10 protein-coding genes are annotated in these 15866 nt (G+C 73.5%); 2 read left to right on the top strand and 8 right to left on the bottom strand.

Annotated features, from left to right (window positions below; genetic code table 11):
* Positions 1-15: 15 nt before the first annotated feature.
* From ACIG47_RS09780 to ACIG47_RS09755, 6 genes are all read right to left on the bottom strand, one after another.
* Positions 16-1197 (bottom strand): ROK family protein, encoded by a 1182-nt coding sequence (locus ACIG47_RS09780; RefSeq protein WP_397430633.1) that lies wholly within the window; start codon positions 1195-1197, stop codon positions 16-18.
* A gap of 70 nt (positions 1198-1267) precedes the next feature.
* On the bottom strand, positions 1268-2626 hold the full coding sequence (locus ACIG47_RS09775; protein WP_397418380.1) for an ABC transporter substrate-binding protein: 1359 nt from the start codon (positions 2624-2626) through the stop codon (positions 1268-1270).
* On the bottom strand, positions 2623-3621 hold the full coding sequence (locus tag ACIG47_RS09770; protein ID WP_397430632.1) for an acetylxylan esterase: 999 nt from the start codon (positions 3619-3621) through the stop codon (positions 2623-2625). The genes ACIG47_RS09775 and ACIG47_RS09770 overlap by 4 nt, the downstream gene beginning before the upstream one ends.
* Positions 3618-6143, bottom strand: a complete 2526-nt coding sequence (locus ACIG47_RS09765) for a glycosyl hydrolase family 95 catalytic domain-containing protein (protein ID WP_397430631.1) — start codon at positions 6141-6143, stop codon at positions 3618-3620. Before ACIG47_RS09765 ends, ACIG47_RS09770 begins: the two co-directional genes overlap by 4 nt.
* Positions 6140-7111: a carbohydrate ABC transporter permease gene (locus ACIG47_RS09760; protein ID WP_397430630.1), complete on the bottom strand. Its 972-nt coding sequence runs from the start codon at positions 7109-7111 to the stop codon at positions 6140-6142. Before ACIG47_RS09760 ends, ACIG47_RS09765 begins: the two co-directional genes overlap by 4 nt.
* 66 nt (positions 7112-7177) lie before the next feature.
* Complete coding sequence (locus ACIG47_RS09755; protein ID WP_397418388.1) at positions 7178-8128, bottom strand: carbohydrate ABC transporter permease; 951 nt, start codon at positions 8126-8128, stop codon at positions 7178-7180.
* A 111-nt stretch (positions 8129-8239) separates the two neighbouring features.
* On the opposite strand from ACIG47_RS09755, the gene ACIG47_RS09750 reads away from it, so the two are divergent.
* The gene (locus ACIG47_RS09750) at positions 8240-10417 is read left to right on the top strand and encodes an alpha-galactosidase (protein ID WP_397430629.1); all 2178 of its coding nucleotides are present in this window, start codon (positions 8240-8242) and stop codon (positions 10415-10417) included.
* Positions 10418-10478: 61 nt separating this feature from the next.
* Here ACIG47_RS09750 and ACIG47_RS09745 read toward each other — a convergent pair whose 3' ends face one another.
* Positions 10479-12959: a X2-like carbohydrate binding domain-containing protein gene (locus ACIG47_RS09745; protein WP_397430628.1), complete on the bottom strand. Its 2481-nt coding sequence runs from the start codon at positions 12957-12959 to the stop codon at positions 10479-10481.
* Positions 12960-13184: 225 nt separating this feature from the next.
* Between ACIG47_RS09745 and ACIG47_RS09740 the strand changes: the two genes are divergently transcribed.
* Complete coding sequence (locus ACIG47_RS09740) at positions 13185-15647, top strand: glycosyl hydrolase 2 galactose-binding domain-containing protein (protein WP_397430627.1); 2463 nt, start codon at positions 13185-13187, stop codon at positions 15645-15647.
* Positions 15648-15671: 24 nt separating this feature from the next.
* Here ACIG47_RS09740 and ACIG47_RS09735 read toward each other — a convergent pair whose 3' ends face one another.
* Positions 15672-15845 carry a hypothetical protein gene (locus ACIG47_RS09735; protein WP_397430626.1) on the bottom strand — a complete coding sequence of 58 codons (174 nt, stop codon included), beginning with the start codon at positions 15843-15845 and terminating at the stop codon, positions 15672-15674.
* Positions 15846-15866 lie beyond the last annotated feature (21 nt).

The raw sequence follows: 15866 nt of genomic DNA, 5'->3' as shown, positions 1-15866 counted from the left end.
ACCCGGCACCTTGGCTCAGGCCGACGCCGGCCGCAGGGCGTCGCGGAAAGCCGCCACCGCCGCGCCGCACGCCCAGTCGATGAACGTGTGCCGCCGCACCACCAGGCGGCAGCTCGCGGCCGCGCCGAAGGCGTGCGCGGCGAACTCCTCGCGGATGCGGCGCTCGTACAGGTCGTACTCCATGACGCCCTCGCCCGCGATGACGACGACCTCCGGGTCCACGAGGTTCACGGTGACCGCGAGGGCCGCCCCGATCGCCGTGCCCGCGCGGTCGAAGGCGTCGACGGCGGTGCGGTCGCCGTCGTGCGCGAGGGTCACGGCGTCCGCGAGGGTGAGGGTGGGGTCGCCGCGGCCGGCGCGCACCGCGTCACGGATCGCCCCCGAGGAGGCGACCGCCTCGACGCAGCCCCGGCGCCCGCACACGCACAGCGCGTCCGGCGGGGCGAGCGGCAGGTGGCCGATCTCGCCCACCACGCCGTGCGCGCCCACCAGCACGTCGCGGTTGACGGAGATGCCGCAGCCGATGCCGGCGCCGATGGTGACGATCGCGAAGCTCTCGGCCTCCACGCCCAGCCCGAACCACTGCTCGGACTTCGTCAGGGCGCGCACGTCGTTCTCGACGATCACCGGCAGGTCCACCTGCCGCGCCACGCGCGCCCCCAGGGGCACGTGGGACCACCCGAGCAGCGGGGAGTGGCGGACGACGCCGGAGGCGGTGTCGACCTCGCCCGACACCGAGACGCCGAGGCCGACGAGCCGGCCGGCGCTGTCGCCGAGCTTGTCCACCAGCCGGCGGGCGCAGCGCACGATCTCGGCCACCACCGTGTCGGGGTCGTGCCGGGCCAGCGGGCGGCGGACCGAGGTGAGCACCTCGTTGCCGATGCTCACCGCGACACCGACGAGCTCGTCGGCGTTCACCTTGATGCCGATCGCGAGCATCGAGCGCGGCACGACGCTCAGCGGGTAGACGGGGCGCCCGGGCGACGAGCTCTCGGCGTGCTCGCCGACCGTGACGAAGCCGTCGCGGATCAGCGGGCTGACGGTCTTGGTCACCTTCGCCGGGGAGAGCCCGGTCAGCCGCCCCACCTCGATCCGGCTGACCGGCCCGTGCGTGATGATGCGCGTGAAGATCTCCGCCGACGCCGCCGTGCGCAGGAGCGGGCGGCGCGGGGCCGCCGGGGGAGGTGGTGCGCTCATGGGAACCTCGTGGTCGGGCCCGGGTGCGGCGTCCCGCCTCTCCGGCAGGACGGCGCACCCGGGCCGGTGGTCACTTGGACAGGATCTCGGCGGCCTTGTCCGAGGCCTCCTGCCAGACGTCGTCGTCCCGCTGGTGGCTGTAGTACGCCTCGAACAGCGGCTGCAGCTCGGACTTGAGCTCCGCGCCGTTGCCGTAGGCGAGCGACGGCTCCAGCTCGCCGTTCTTCGCGTAGTCCACGAAGACGCTGAGGTCCACGCCCTGCTCGAGCTGGTCGGCGGCGAGTGCGTCCATGGCCGACGGGATGGACGGGAAGAACGAGCCCGACGTCAGCGCGGCGCTCTCCTGGCACTCGGCGGTGCCCATGAACGAGATCCAGTCCCAGGCCGCCTGCTTGACCTTGCTGCCCGACCACAGCATGTTGCCGTTGGAGTTGCTCATGACCACGCGCGTCTCGCCGTCGGGGCCGAGCACGTTCGGCGCGATGCCCACCGACAGGCCCGGCAGCTTCGCGAACGTCGTGGCCGACCACGAGCCGCCGGAGATCATCGCGACCGAGCCCGAGCCCAGCTGCTCGGTGTCACCCACGGTGAACTGGCCGAACTCCGGGGCCAGGCCTCGGTCGGACAGGCCACGCAGATAGCTCATCGTCCCGGTGAAGTCCGGGTCGTCGAAGGCGAACGACGTGGGCCAGCTCTCGGGCTCACGCATCTGCCAGCCCGTCGAGGCGGCGAACTGGTACCAGGTGGTCTGGCCCAGGTAGTCGGCGGTGCCGAGCGCGCCGATGCCGTACACGGCCACGTGGTCCTTGTCGAAGCCCTTCTCGTCGCCCCGCGTGCCGTTCTCGTCCACGGTCAGGCGCGCCACGACGTCGTCGAAGGTGCCGCCGTCGTCCGGGTTCCAGGTCATGTTCTGCACGTCGTCCTCGGTGAGGCCCGCGTCCTTGAGCATGTCCTTGTTGTAGTAGAAGGCCGACCCGGCGAAGTCCAGGGGCAGCGCGTACTGCTTGTCGTCCGTGTACGTGAACGCCGGCACGCCGACGTTGAACACCCCGAGGTCGTAGTCCGACTCGGCGATGTAGTCGTCCAGCGGCTCGAGCTGGCCCTGCTGCGCGTACGAGTCCAGGAACTCCACGCTGTTCTGGAAGGCGTCGGGCGCGTTGCCCGCGACGAAGCCCGCGGTGAGCTTGGTGAAGTAGTCGTCCACCGCGTACTGGGTGATGTTGACCGTGATGTCGGGGTACTTCTCCTGGAAGGCGGGCAGGCAGGTCTTGTACGACTCGGCCTGCTTCTCGTCCCAGGTCCACCAGTTGACGGTGCCCGCGTGGGCACCCTCCTCGGCGGCGCCGCCGGCCGAGCCGCCCGCGCACGCGGTCAGCGAGAGGGTGACGGCGGCTGCGGCGACGATGCCCAGCATGTGCTTCGTTCTCATGATTCCTCTTCGATCAGGGGAGACGGATGGGTGAGGTGGCCGGCGTCGGCCCCGAGCATGCGGCCGAGCACGTCGAGCGCGCCCTGCCGGTCGAGGCTTCCGCCGGCGTCGTGGCCGTTGGCCGGCCAGACGGCGATGTCGTGCGGCGCGGCGTACTCGTTGTGCGCGGCGAACACGGTCTGCGGGGGAGTGATGTCGTCGTCGAGCCCGCAGGAGAACCACGCGGGCACGTGTGCCAGGCGCGCGAAGTTGACGACGTCGACGTAGCGCAACGTGGCCAGCGCGCGCTCGCGGCGCGGCCGGTCGCGGGCGAACAGGTCGGCCAGCTCGCGGTACGGCCCCTGCGCGGCCAGGGTCAGCGCACCGGGCAGGTCGGCGAGGAACGGTGCCTGGGCGAGCACCGCCCGGACCCCGTCGGCGAGGTACCCGGCGGCCAGGGCGATCCCGGCGCCCTGGCTGTTGCCGAGCACGGCCACACGGTCCGGGTCCACGCCGGGCAGCCGGCGCACGGCGTCGACGGCCAGGGCCGCGTCCGTGAACACCCGGCGGTAGTAGTACCCCGCGGGATCGGCCAGGCCACGCGTCACGTAGCCCGTGCTGTCACCCCACGGGCCGTCCGGCGTGGATCCGTCACCCTGGCCACGGGTGTCCATGACGAGGTGGGCGTAGCCCGCCGCCGACCACGTGAGGTCGTCGATGGCGTGCCCGCGCCCGGCGCCGTAGCCCGTGAAGTGGACCACCGCGGGCAGCGGGCCGGAGCGGTGCCGCGGCAGGCGCAGCCAGGCACGTACCGGGTCGCCGGCGAAACCGGGGAACGTCACGTCGAGGACGTCGATCGCGTCCAGCGGCGTGGTCACGGGGTGCGCGACCGGCGCCTCCGCGCTCGCGGCCCGTGCCTCGGCGAGGGTGTCGCGCCAGAACGCGGCGAAGTCGTCCGGGAGATCCTGTGTCGACCGGTAGGCGTGCAGCGCCGCCTCGCGGGGGTCCGCGGTCATGACGCCTCCGTCCCGGCCGGCGCCGCCGTGGCGGCGAACAGGTCAGCGACCGGGATCGTCGCACCGTCGACGGGCAGCGTGCGGGACAGGCCCGCGAAGGTCACGACCACCTCGCGCGTTGCGCCGCCGACGGCGTCGTGCAGGCGCAGGGTGGCCGGGCGGCCGGCCCGCCAGGCGAGGTCGACCGCGATGCCGCCACGGGTGCGCACGCCCGTGACGCGACCGTCGGGCCAGGCCGTGGGCAGGGCGGGCAGCAGACGGAGCGGGTCCTCCGGGGTGCCCTCGCCGGAGCCGACCAGCAGCTCCGCGATCGCCGCGGCCAGGCCGAAGTTGCCGTCGATCTGGAACGGTGGGTGCGTCGAGAACAGGTTGGGCAGCAGCCCGCCCCACTCGGAGCCGTCCACCGGGGCGTCGCGGTCGGGGTCACCCGTGTACGGGTGGGTCGCCTCGCGCAGCAGGTCGCGCGCGACGTCGCCGTCGCCCAGCCGGGCCCGCATCAGCATCTTCCACGACCACGACCAGCCCATGGCCCCCGGGCCGCGCGCGTCGAGCGTGCGGCGGGTGGCCTGCGCGAGGTCGGGGGTGCGCACCGGGTCGATCAGGTCGAGCGGGTGCAGCCCGATCAGCGGCGACAGGTGGCGGTGGTGCGGGTCGGTCGCGACCACGTCGTCGCCCCACTCGTGCAGCGTGCCGTCGTCCGCGACGCGCAGGGGTGCCAGGCGGGGGAGCGCCGCGCGGATCTCGTCGAGCAGCGCCTCGTCCGCGCCGCCGGCCGCGAGGTCCGCCGCGGCGAGCGTCCGCTCGAACGTGGCCCGGATCAGCGTCAGGTCCATCGCGGACGACGTCGACACCGCTCCGGTCGACCCGTCGGCGCGGCGGAACGAGTTCTCGGGGGACGTCGACGGCGAGGTGCCGAGGGTGCCGTCGGCGCCGGGCACCAGCCAGTCCAGGGCGAACGCGCTCGCGCCGAGCAGCAGCGGCAGCACGCGCCCGGTCAGCTCGTCACGGTCGCGGCCGTACTCCCAGCGCTGCCACAGGTGGTCCGCGAGCCACAGGCCGCCCATCGGCCAGAACGCCCAGGACGTTGCGCCATGGCCCGCGCCGACGGGCAGCGCCCAGCCCCACGGGTCGGTGTTGTGGTGCGCCACCCAGCCGCGCGCCCCGTAGAGGGCACCGGCGACGGCGCGTCCCTGGTGGGCGACCCGCTCGACGAGGTCGAGCAGGGGTCCGTGCAGCTCGCCCAGGCCGGTGCGCTCGGCGAGCCAGTAGTTCATCTGGGTGTTGATGTTGATCGTGTAGTTGGACGACCACGGCGGCCGCATCGACGCGTTCCAGATGCCCTGGAGGTTCGCCGGCGGTGACCCGGGCCGCGACGACGAGACGAGCAGGTAGCGTCCGTAGGCGTACAGCACCGGGGCCAGCGCGCGGTCGTCGCCGTCCGCGAGGAGGGTCGCGACGTCGACGGGTTCGCCCGTCGCGGGGACGGCGGCGTGCCCGTCGTCCTGTGCGACGCGGCCGATCTCCAGGCCCGACCGCCCGAGGAGCTCCCGGGCGTCGGCCTCGTGCCGGACGCGGAGCTCGGCGGCGTCGGCCACCGCGAGCCGCCCGGCTCGCCGGGCCGCGCGGGCGATCAGCGCGTCGCCCGTCGCGGGCGGCTCGTGCCGCCACCAGCGGCGCGTGTTCGTCTCGGTGGTGGTGGCGAGCAGGATCCGGCGTGCCCCCGTGACCACGACCTCGTACCCGGCCGGCGGCGGCGTGTCGCCGGTGCCCGTCCCGGCAGCGTGGCCGGCCGGCCGGACGGTTGCCGTCCCGTCGGTGTGCAGCGCCACGGCGACGGCCGCGACGGGGTCGAACCCCGGCCCGCCGTCCCGCCACACGTGGGCGACGGCGTCCGGCTCGTGCTGCGGCGCGCCGTCGATCGGTGCCTCGACGAGCAGCGCCAGGTGCGCGCTCCCGGGACCCTGCGCCCGGGCGCCGGCGTCCACGACCCGCAGGGGCGAGCGCAGGCGCAGCACGGCCGAGACCGGTGCGTCGGCGACGAGCTCGACGAACAGCGCGCCGTCGGCCGCGCCCGCCCAGGTGCTGCGGCGCACGCGCACGCCGTCGACCAGGAACGACTCGTCGACCACGGCGCAGGCCAGGTCGAGCACCCGCTCGTACGCCGCCGCGTCGATCCGGCCCAGGTCCAGGTCGAGGTCGCCCAGCGGCAGGAACTCCTGGCTCCAGGGGCCCTCGAAGGTGCGCAGCAGCCGCTCGGCCGCCGCGTCGTCATGCCGGGCGACGGCGTCGCGCACCTCGGCGAGGCGGTCCGGTCCGGCGCCGCCGGCGAGGACGGCGTCGAGCGCCTGCCGGGGACCGTCGGGGGTGCCGGACCACAGCGACGAGTCGTTGAGCGTCACGCGGCCGCGGGCGTCGCCGAGCACCATGCCGCCGATCTCGCCGTTGCCGACGGGTGTGGCCGCGGTCCAGTGCGGGGCACGCTCGGTCCAGCGCAGGCGGACGGGGCCCGGTGCGGCGCTCACTTGAGCCCCGAGAAGCCGATGGAGTCCACGATGCGGCGGCCGAACGCGACGAACAGCAGCAGCATGGGCAGCGCCGCGACCAGCGTGGCGGCCATCAGCCCGGCCCAGTCGGGTGCGGCCTGCGGCGAGGACTGCTTGAAGACGGCCAGCGCGAGGGTCAGCGGCCGCACGCTGTCGTCGCTGGTGACCAGGAGCGGCCAGAAGTAGTCGTTCCAGGCCCCGATGAAGCCCAGGATCGACAGCGTCGTCACGGGGCCGGACGTCATGGGCAGCGTGATCTGGAACAGCACGCGCAGCCGGCTCGCGCCGTCGATGAGCGCCGCCTCCTCGATCTCGTGGCTGAGGCCGAGCATGAACTGCCGCAGGAAGAAGATGTTGAACGCCGAGAACAGCGCACCCGGCAGGATCAGGCCGCCGAAGGTGTTGAGCAGGCCCAGGTCCTTGACCAGCACGAAGTTCGGCAGCAGCGTCAGGATGCCCGGGACCATCAGCGCCGTGAGCAGCGCGGAGAAGACCAGGTCGCGGCCCTTCCAGTGCAGGCGGGCGAAGGCGTAGGCGGCGATCAGCGAGAAGAACACCACCAGCCCGGTCTGGAGCGTCGCGAAGACCAGCGAGTTCAGGGCGAAGTGGAGGATGTTGATGCTGGCGCCGGAGCCGCCCTCCGCCAGCGACTCCGCGGACGTCGCGATGCCCAGCACCCGCCGGAACGCGCCGAGCGTGAAGTCCGCCGGCAGCAGCGACGACGGGTTGGTGATGAGCGCGTAGTTGTTGGAGAACGACGTCCGCACGATCCAGTAGAACGGGAAGATCGTCACGAGCACGACGGCGCCGAGGTAGGTCCAGGCGAGGGCGCGCCCGGGGCTGAGGCGGCGTCGTGCGGACGACGGCCGGTGGTGGGCCCGGGCCGGTGCGCCGGTGCCGGCGGGCGCGCCGGTCAGGGCGCGCGCCGGGGACGTGGTTGCGGACATGCGGGAGCTCCTCGCTGGTTCAGGACGACTCGCTGGTTCGTGGGCAGGGCGGGGCGACGGCGACGGTCAGTCGGTGTCCGACTCGTCGGCGCGCAGCAGGCGCATCTGCAGGAAGGTGATGGCGATGAGCATCGCGAACAGCGCGAGCGACATCGTCGCGGCGTAGCCGAACTCGAACTGGCCGAACGCCTTGTCGTAGATGTAGAGCTGCAGCACGTTGGAGGCGCGCGCGGGGCCGCCCTGCGTGGTCACGGCGACGATGTCGAAGACCTGGAACGAGCCGATCACGGTCAGCACCAGCACCATCGCCAGCACCGGCCGCAGGAGGGGCAGGGTGAGGCGCCGGAACATCTGCACCTCGGTGGCGCCGTCGATGCGGCCCGCCTCGTAGATGGACGGCGGGATGGTCTGCAGGCCGGCGAACACGATGATCGCGTTGTAGCCCATGCCCTTCCAGACGCTGATCAGCGCGATCGTCGGGATGGCCCACTTGCTGGAGCCCAGGAAGAACACGGGGTCGAGACCGAGCTGGCGGATCGCGATGTTCACGATGCCGAGCTGGGCGTCGAGCATCCACGACCAGGTGGTCGCCGCGACCACGCCCGAGATGAGGAACGGCAGGATGATGACGCCGCGCAGCAGGGTGGACGCCGTCAGCCGGTGCAGCACCACCGCCGTCGTCACCGACAGGGCCATCCCGATCACCACGGACAGCACCACGAAGTAGGCCGTGACGCCGAGCGAGTGCCAGAAGACCTCGTCGGCGACGAGGCGCCGCAGGTTGTCCAGGCCGGTCCACTGGGGCGGGGTGAGCACGCGGAAGTCGGTGAAGCTCAGGTAGATGCCGCGCAGCGTCGGGTAGGCGGCGAACACCAGGAAGCCCACGACGGCGGGTGCGACCAGCACCCAGGCCAGGCGTGCGTCGCCCCGGTGCGCGGGTGATCCCCCGTGCCGTACCGAGCCTGTGTCCCGCGTCGCGCGGCGTCCGCGTGACGGGGTTGTCGTGGAGATCGCCATCGGCCTCATCCCTCGTCGTCGAGCTGCAAGGAGGCAGACACCTCGCTTGCCGCCGACAGCGTAGAGCGACTAAGTTTCCACTGTCAAGAAAGTCGATCCGGGGTGGTGAAGATGTCTGCTGGTGATGGATACGCGGTGCTGCGTGCGGCTGGGGTGTCGCTCGTGCTCGACCTGGAGGGCGAGATGCCCCAGGTGCTGCACTGGGGCGCGGAGCTCGGCGACGTGGGTCCCGACGGCGTCGCCGCGCTGCGGGAGTCCGGTGTGCCGGCGCGGGTGGCCAACTCGCCGGAGACGCCCCGCGTGCTCACGCTGCTGCCCGTCGAGCGCGACTCCTGGTCGGGGTTTCCCGGCATCGAGGGGCATCGCGGCGGCACGGCGACGACGCCCCGCCCGGTGCTGAGCGGCGCGACCGTCGAGGTGCCGGACGACGGCGTCGGCGGCACCGTGCGGCTGGACGTGCGCGAGCCGATCGCGGACCTCGCCCTCGCGGCCGAGCTCGAGCTGGAGCCCACCGGGGTGCTGCGCGTGCGGTGGTCGGTCACGGCACAGGGGTCCGGCACGTACGACCTGTCGCACGTCACGGCGCTCCTGCCGGTGCCCGCCCGTGCGACGCAGGTGCTGGACTTCAGCGGGCGCTGGAGCCGGGAGCGCGCCCCGCAGCGCCTGCCGCTCGTGGACGGCGCCCACGTGCGCGAGGTGCGCCGGGGCAAGCCCGGCCTCGACTCGCCCTACCTGCTGGTGGCCGGCACGCCGGGCTTCGCGCACCGCGCGGGTGAGGTGTGGGCCGCGCACGTGGCCTGGAGCGGCGACCAGCGGTGGATCGCGCAGCGCCTGCCCGAGGGCGCCGGTGTGCACGGCGCGGTGATCGGCGGCGGCGACCTGCCGCGGCCCGGCGAGGTGCGGCTGGGTCCCGGCGAGCGGTACGAGGCGCCCGACGTGCTCTTCGCCTGGTCGGACGCCGGGCTCGACGGCCTCGCCGACCGGTTCCACGGCCGCGCGCGCACGCGCCGCCCCCGCTCCACCCCGCAGCCCCTGGTGCTCAACACGTGGGAGGCCGTCTACTTCGACCACGACCTCGGGCGGCTGGGCGAGCTCGTGGACCGCGCGGCCCGCGTGGGTGTCGAGCGGATCGTGCTCGACGACGGCTGGTTCCGCGGCCGCCGCGACGACACGGCGGGGCTCGGCGACTGGCAGATCGAGGCGGACGTCTGGCCCGACGGGCTCGACCCGTTCGTGGAGCGCGTGCACGCCGCGGGCATGGAGTTCGGGCTGTGGTTCGAGCCCGAGATGGTCAACCTCGACTCCGACCTGGCGCGGCTGCACCCGGAGTGGCTGCTGGCGCCGTCGGCGGGCGTGGGGGCGAGCTTCCGCAACCAGTACGTGCTCGACGTCGCGCACCCCGACGCGTACGCGTACCTCGTCGAGTCGGTCTCGAAGCTCGTGGAGCGCTACGACATCGCGTACATCAAGTGGGACCACAACCGCGAGCTGCACGAGGCGGTGGTCCGCGGCGGCGCCGACGGCGACCGTCCGGGGGTGCGGCGGCAGACGCTCGCGCTGTACGCCCTGCTCGACGAGCTGCGTGAGCGGCACCCGACGCTGGAGATCGAGAGCTGCGCGTCGGGTGGCGGGCGCATCGACCTGGGCATCCTGGAGCGCACCGACCGGGTCTGGACGTCGGACTGCAACGACCCCGTGGAGCGCCAGCAGATCCAGCGCTGGAGCGAGCTGCTGCTGCCGCCCGAGCTGCTCGGGTCGCACGTCGGCGCGGCGCGGGCGCACACCACGAACCGCGTCACCGACCTGTCGTTCCGGCTCGTGACGGCGGCGTTCGCGGCACCGGGCATCGAGTGGGACATCACCGGCTGCACCGACGAGGAGATGGCGCAGCTCGCGTCCTGGGCGACGTTCGTGACCTCCCGGCGGCCCCTGCTGCACGGGGGAGTGCGGGTGCACGCCGACCTGGCCGACGACCAGACGCTGCTGCACGGCACCGTCGCCCAGGACGGCGCGCAGGCGCTGTTCGCCTGGGTGCGGCTGGCGAGCTCGGCGGGTCCCCAGGCGGCCCGCGTGCCGTTCCCGGGGCTGGACCGCGCCCGGGACTACGTGGTGCGCGTACCGGACGCCTTCGGTCCGGCCGCGGTGCACGGCCAGGAGCCCGCCTGGCTCGCGCGTGCTCGGAGCACGGAGGGCTTCCGGGTGCCCGGAGCGATCCTGGCGGGCGCGGGTCTGCCCCTCCCGGTGCTCCACCCGGCCTCGGCGCTGGTCCTGGAGCTCACCTCGGTGTGACCCCCGCGTGTCAGACGCTCAGGTCAGCAGGTGGCCTGAGCGTCTGGCACGCGGTCGCTGGTCAGCGGGTGTAGCGGAAGCCGTCCGTGCGCATCGGTGCGTCCGAGCCGTTCAGCACCACGACGCGGTGCTCGCCGCGGCGCAGGCCCGCGACCGAGTACAGCTCCTGCTGCGTGCGGCGGGTCGCGGTGCGGGTGTCGACCGTCTCGGCGAGCACCCCGTCCACGTAGACGTGGACCGGTCCCTGGTCCGGCGCCGTCGGCGCGACCCAGGTCACGCCGGTGCCCGTGAACGTCAGGTCGGTCCACGCCGCGCCCTGCGCCGTGTGCACGTCGTCCGCGGCGTCGCCGCGGAACCCGAAGGTCAGGGCGGTGTCGCCCGCCGGCAGCGCCGTCAGGAAGCCGGCCGACAGCACGACGGCCGAGCCGTCCACGGTGTAGTCGGCACCGCGCTCCAGGACGGTGTCGCCGTACCGGATCCCGGTGAGCTCGCCCGGGTCGCGCGCGAGCTCGACGCGGGTCGCCTCCGCCCCGTCGTCGGGTACCACGATCGCGTTCGGCGTCACCAGGTTCTCCTGCTCGACGTCGATCCGGTCCAGCAGCATGAACCGGCCGCTCTTCTTCTCGACGCGCAGCGTGTGCTCGCCGTCCGCCAGGTCGCTCGCCGACCACACCGCCTGCTGGCTCTCGCGGGGGGTCCCGGCGGGCAGCGAGGCGTCCACCGTGGCCACGGGCTCGCCGTCGAGGAAGACCGCCACCTCGCCCTGGGACTCGTCACGCTCGGTCACGTACGTCACGCCGGTGCCGCGGAAGGTCAGCTCGAACGCGTCGCCGTCCTTCTCGGTCCAGTGCACGTCGTCCTCGTGGTCGCCGAGCCCGCGGCCGGTGCTGTGGCTCCAGCTCCCGGAGTAGCTGATCTCGGCCGCGTCGTCGTTGAGCCGGGTCACGCGGGCGTCGGTGTCGCCGGGTGCGGGCGGCTCGTCGCCGTCCGCCACGACCGTGACGGCGAGGTCCTGCGACGTCGCCGCCACCTCCTGGTTGCCGTTGCGCTGCCAGTCGCCGCCGTAGCCCACCTGGAGCACGTCGTCGTTGACGGCCGACGTCGCGGCCCCGGCGGGCGTGACCCGCAGCAGCCGCACGCCGTGGGGCGGCACGTCGGTCGCGGTGAAGCCGTCCGTGAACCGGCCGAGGTTCTTGCGGGCCCACAGGTCGCGCACCTGGTGCCGGCCGTCGGTCAGCCCCAGGTCCGTCCAGTCCGCCGTGACGTCGGCGTCGGTCGAGCCCAGGTTGAACAGCCCCACGACGTACGACCCGTCGTCCTGCAGCGAGTACCAGACCTGCCGCTTGCCCGCGGTCGAGACGGGGTGGGCGGGGATCGCGGCCTGGTTGACGGCGATGACCTCTTTGTTGGTGAGCAGGCCGAGCCCGAACGCGTCGAGCCGGGTCAGGTCGTTGCCCGTGTACATCGGGGCCGCGGAGATGGCCCACAGCGTGGTCGCCGTGCGGCGCTCGTCCTGCGTCAGGCCGTCCATGCGGCCGTTGCCCACGTTGAGCGAGTCGAGGTCGCCGAAGCCGCCCGGCCCGGTGCTGCGCCACCACTGCTCGGCCTGGGGGAACAGGCGCGCGATGTTGGGCCAGGTGGTCAGTGCCTCGTTCTCGCAGTAGCACTCGACGTCCCAGTCGAGGCGCCAGCCGTCGGCCTTCTCCTTCCAGTAGTCCGCGTAGCGGGGGTCGAGCGCCCAGGACAGCTCGAACCAGATGCCGCGGCTGTGCAGCGCGTCGGACCAGGCCGCGACGTCGCGCCGCGCGTCGAGCGACAGGTCGCCGATGCCGGAGCCCGGCGTCACGCTGTCGAACTTGACGAAGTCCACGCCCCACTCGTCCAGCAGCGCACCGACGGAGTCGATGTACTTCGTGGTGCACGGGTCGTCGAAGTCGAGCGCCCAGCCGATGCCCCAGTAGTCCGCCTTGGTGAGCGGCTGCTTGACGATGTCGCCGGTGCTGCAGCCCGGCGCGTTCCAGACGGGCAGGTCGGCCTCGTAGACCTCGGGCCCGATGCCGGGGATGAAGTACAGCCCGAACTTCTGGCCGTTGTCGTGCACGTGGTCGATCACGGCCTGGAGGCCGTCGGGGTACAGCGACGTGCTGGGCGTGGGGCGGCCGTACTCGTCCACGCCGTCGTTCCAGCCCGCGTCCACGTTGATGTGGTCGTACCCGAAGGGCTGCAGCTTCTCGTGCATCGCGTCGGACTGGGCCACGAGCTGGTCGGCGGTGATCCACCGGCCGTCGCCGCTGTAGACCTGCATGCTGAAGCTGCTCCAGCCCAGGTACGGCGCGGTGGCGAGGTCGCCGGGCTCCACGCGCGGGACGGCGGGCGGCGGCGTGGGCGGTGCCGCGGGGCCGGTGCCCGCGGTGGTGAGCGCGGTGGGTGCCTGCGGTGCCGCGACACCGGCGGTCGCGACGGCGGCGCTGCCGGTGGTCGCGAGGCCGAGGGCGGCGAGCCCGCACAGCGCCTGCCGGAGCAGGCGTCGGGAGCGTGTCATGGAGGTGCACTCCTTCGGTCGAGGATGCGCGGTGGCGTCGTGCGGAACGGCACTGTTCCACGGCGCGGGATGCGCCAGGTCGGCGCCCGTCATTATTTGACGCGCTCAAATAACCACAGGTCGGGCGCGAGCGCAAGGGTCGGTGAGGTAGTTGCTTGACAATGGAAATAAATTCGTGGAGCGTTCGACGCGCTCCACCCGCCCCGAGACCCCTGGTGACCTCCCATGCTCAAGCACACAGCCGTGCCCGGACCCTGGACCCTGCACGCCGAGACACCTGCGCCGGACGCCGACGCCGGCGTCCTCGCCCACCTGCCCGTCACCGCGACGGTTCCCGGCACCGTCCACACCGACCTCCTGGCAGCGGGGCTGATCGACGACCCGTACCTGGACCGCAACGAGCTCCTGACCCCCTGGATCGGGCGCTCGCGCTGGCGGTACGAGACGACGCTGCCCGAGCCGTCGTCCGCCGAGCGCACCGACCTCGTGCTCGACGGGCTGGACACGCTCGCCACGGTGACCGTGGGCGGCGTCGAGCGGCTGCGGACCCGGAACATGTTCCGTTCCTACCGGGTGCCGCTGGACCCGGCGGACGGCGCCGGCCTCGCGGTGACCTTCGACTCGCCCTGGGGGCCGTTCGACGACCTGGACGACGAGGAGCGGCGCGCGTTCGACTCGCCGTCGGCCCACATCCGCAAGATGGCCTGCAACTTCGGCTGGGACTGGGGCCCCACGCTGGTCACGGCCGGCCTCTGGCGCCCGGTGCGCATCGAGTCGTGGTCGGTCGCACGCCTCGCCGAGACCCGCGTGGAGGTGCGCGCCGAGCAGGACGCCGCCGGCTGGCGCGGCGTCGTCGAGGTGGGTGTCGAGCTGGAACGGACGACCACGGCGCACGACGTCGGGCTGGTGGTGCGGGTCGCCGGCCGTGCGGCCGACGTGGTGGTGCCCGCGGCGCAGACGGCGGCGCAGGTGACCGTCGAGGTGCCCCTCGGGGAGGACGACCTGTGGTGGCCGCGCGGCTCGGGCGACCAGCCGCTCCACGACGTCGAGGTGCGGCTGACCGACCGGGAGACGGGTGAGCCCCTCGACGCGGCGGACCGGCGCGTCGGCTTCCGCTCCGTCGAGGTGCGCCGCGAGCCGGACGCGGACGGGGAGTCGTTCGCGTTCGTCGTCAACGGCCGCCCCGTCGCGGCGCTCGGCTTCAACTGGATCCCGGACGACTGCTTCCCGCACCGCGTCACGCACGACGACGCCGCCGCCCGCCTGCGCGATGCCGCCGAGGCGAACGCCAACATCCTGCGCGTGTGGGGCGGCGGCCTGTACGAGTCCGACGACTTCTACGCGCAGTGCGACGAGCTCGGCTTCCTGGTCTGGCAGGACTTCGCCTTCGCGTGCGCGCCGTACCCGGAGCACGAGTGGATGCTGGCGGAGGTCGAGGCGGAGGCGCGCGAGAACGTGGTGCGGCTGATGTCGCACCCCTCGCTGGTGATCTGGAACGGCAACAACGAGAACTGGCTCGGCTGGGACGACTGGGGCTGGAAGGAGCGCCTCGGCGACCGGCCCTGGGGCGAGCGGTACTACCTGGAGGTGCTGCCGCGCGTCGTGGCCGAGGTGAGCCCGCACGCCTTCTACTGGCCCGGCAGCCCGTACTCCGGCACCCCGGAGGTGTACTCCAACGACCGTTCGCGCGGCGTGGTGCACCTGTGGGACGGCTGGAACGAGCAGGGCTACCAGGTCTTCCTGGAGGACCGGGCGCGGTTCGTCTCCGAGTTCGGCTGGCAGGGACCGCCCGCCTGGCGCACCCTCACCGACGCCGTGCACGACGACCCGCTGACGCCGGCGTCCGAGGGCGTGCTGCACCACCAGAAGGCGGTGGACGGCTCGCTCAAGCTGTCGCGCGGCCTGGCCCCGTACCTCGACGAGCCCACGGACATGACGGACTGGCACTGGGCGATGCAGCTCAACCAGGCGCGCGCCCTGACCTTCGCGATCGAGCACTTCCGCTCGCTGCGACCGGTGAACATGGGCTCGATCGTGTGGCAGCTCAATGACTGCTGGCCGGTCGCCTCCTGGGCGGTGGTCGACTCGGCCGGGCGGCGCCGCCCGGCATGGTTCGCGGTGCGCGCCGCGTTCGCGCCCCGGCTCGCCACCATCCAGCCGCGGGCCGGCGGCCTCGCGCTCGTCCTGGTGAACGACGCCGGCCGGCCCTGGTCGGGCTCCGCGACGGTGCGCCGCCGCGGGCTGGACGGCCGGGTGCTGGCCGAGCAGTCCGTCACGTTCGAGGCCGGGTCCGTGGCGAGCGCGACCGTGCCGCTCGACCCCGCCCTGAGCAGCCCGGGCGACCCGGCCGCCGAGCTCCTGGTGGCCGACGTCGACGGCGCGGCCCGGGCGTGGCGGTACTTCGCGGTGGACCGTGACCTGGCCTACCCCGCCCCCCGGCTCGACGTCACGACGGCCGCGCCGGCCGGCGGCGACGTCGACGTGACGGTCACGACCGATGCGTTCGTGCGCGACCTGACGGTCCACGCCGACCGGCTCGGCGCGGCGGCGTCGGCGAGCGACGCGCTGGTCACGCTGCTGCCGGGGGAGTCGGTGACCTTCCGCGTCGCGGGCGGCGACCCCGGGGTCGTGGCCGGGCTCCGCGGCCAGGCGCCGGTCGTGCGGCACGCGGGGGACCTGGTGGGCTAGCCCCGGCGCGAGCCTGCGCGGTGCCTACGCGCCGCCGACGGTCCTGGTCAGGGGCGTCGGCGGCGCGTCAGTGCGGTGCTGGAGGTCCACGCGGTGCGTGCCGCAGGTGGCGCAGCGCACGTAGACCACGTGGCCCACGGAGGTCGCGTGCCGGGAGCCGGTGGTCCAGGAGTGCTCGTGCGGCATGGTCGTCGTCATGCCGCCCACGATGCTGTAATG

The organism is Promicromonospora sp. NPDC052451, assembly GCF_044547525.1.
Classification (GTDB): domain Bacteria; phylum Actinomycetota; class Actinomycetes; order Actinomycetales; family Cellulomonadaceae; genus Promicromonospora.
The sequence above is the reverse complement of the archived record's forward strand: the minus strand, read 5'-3'. Positions and strand labels throughout refer to the sequence as shown.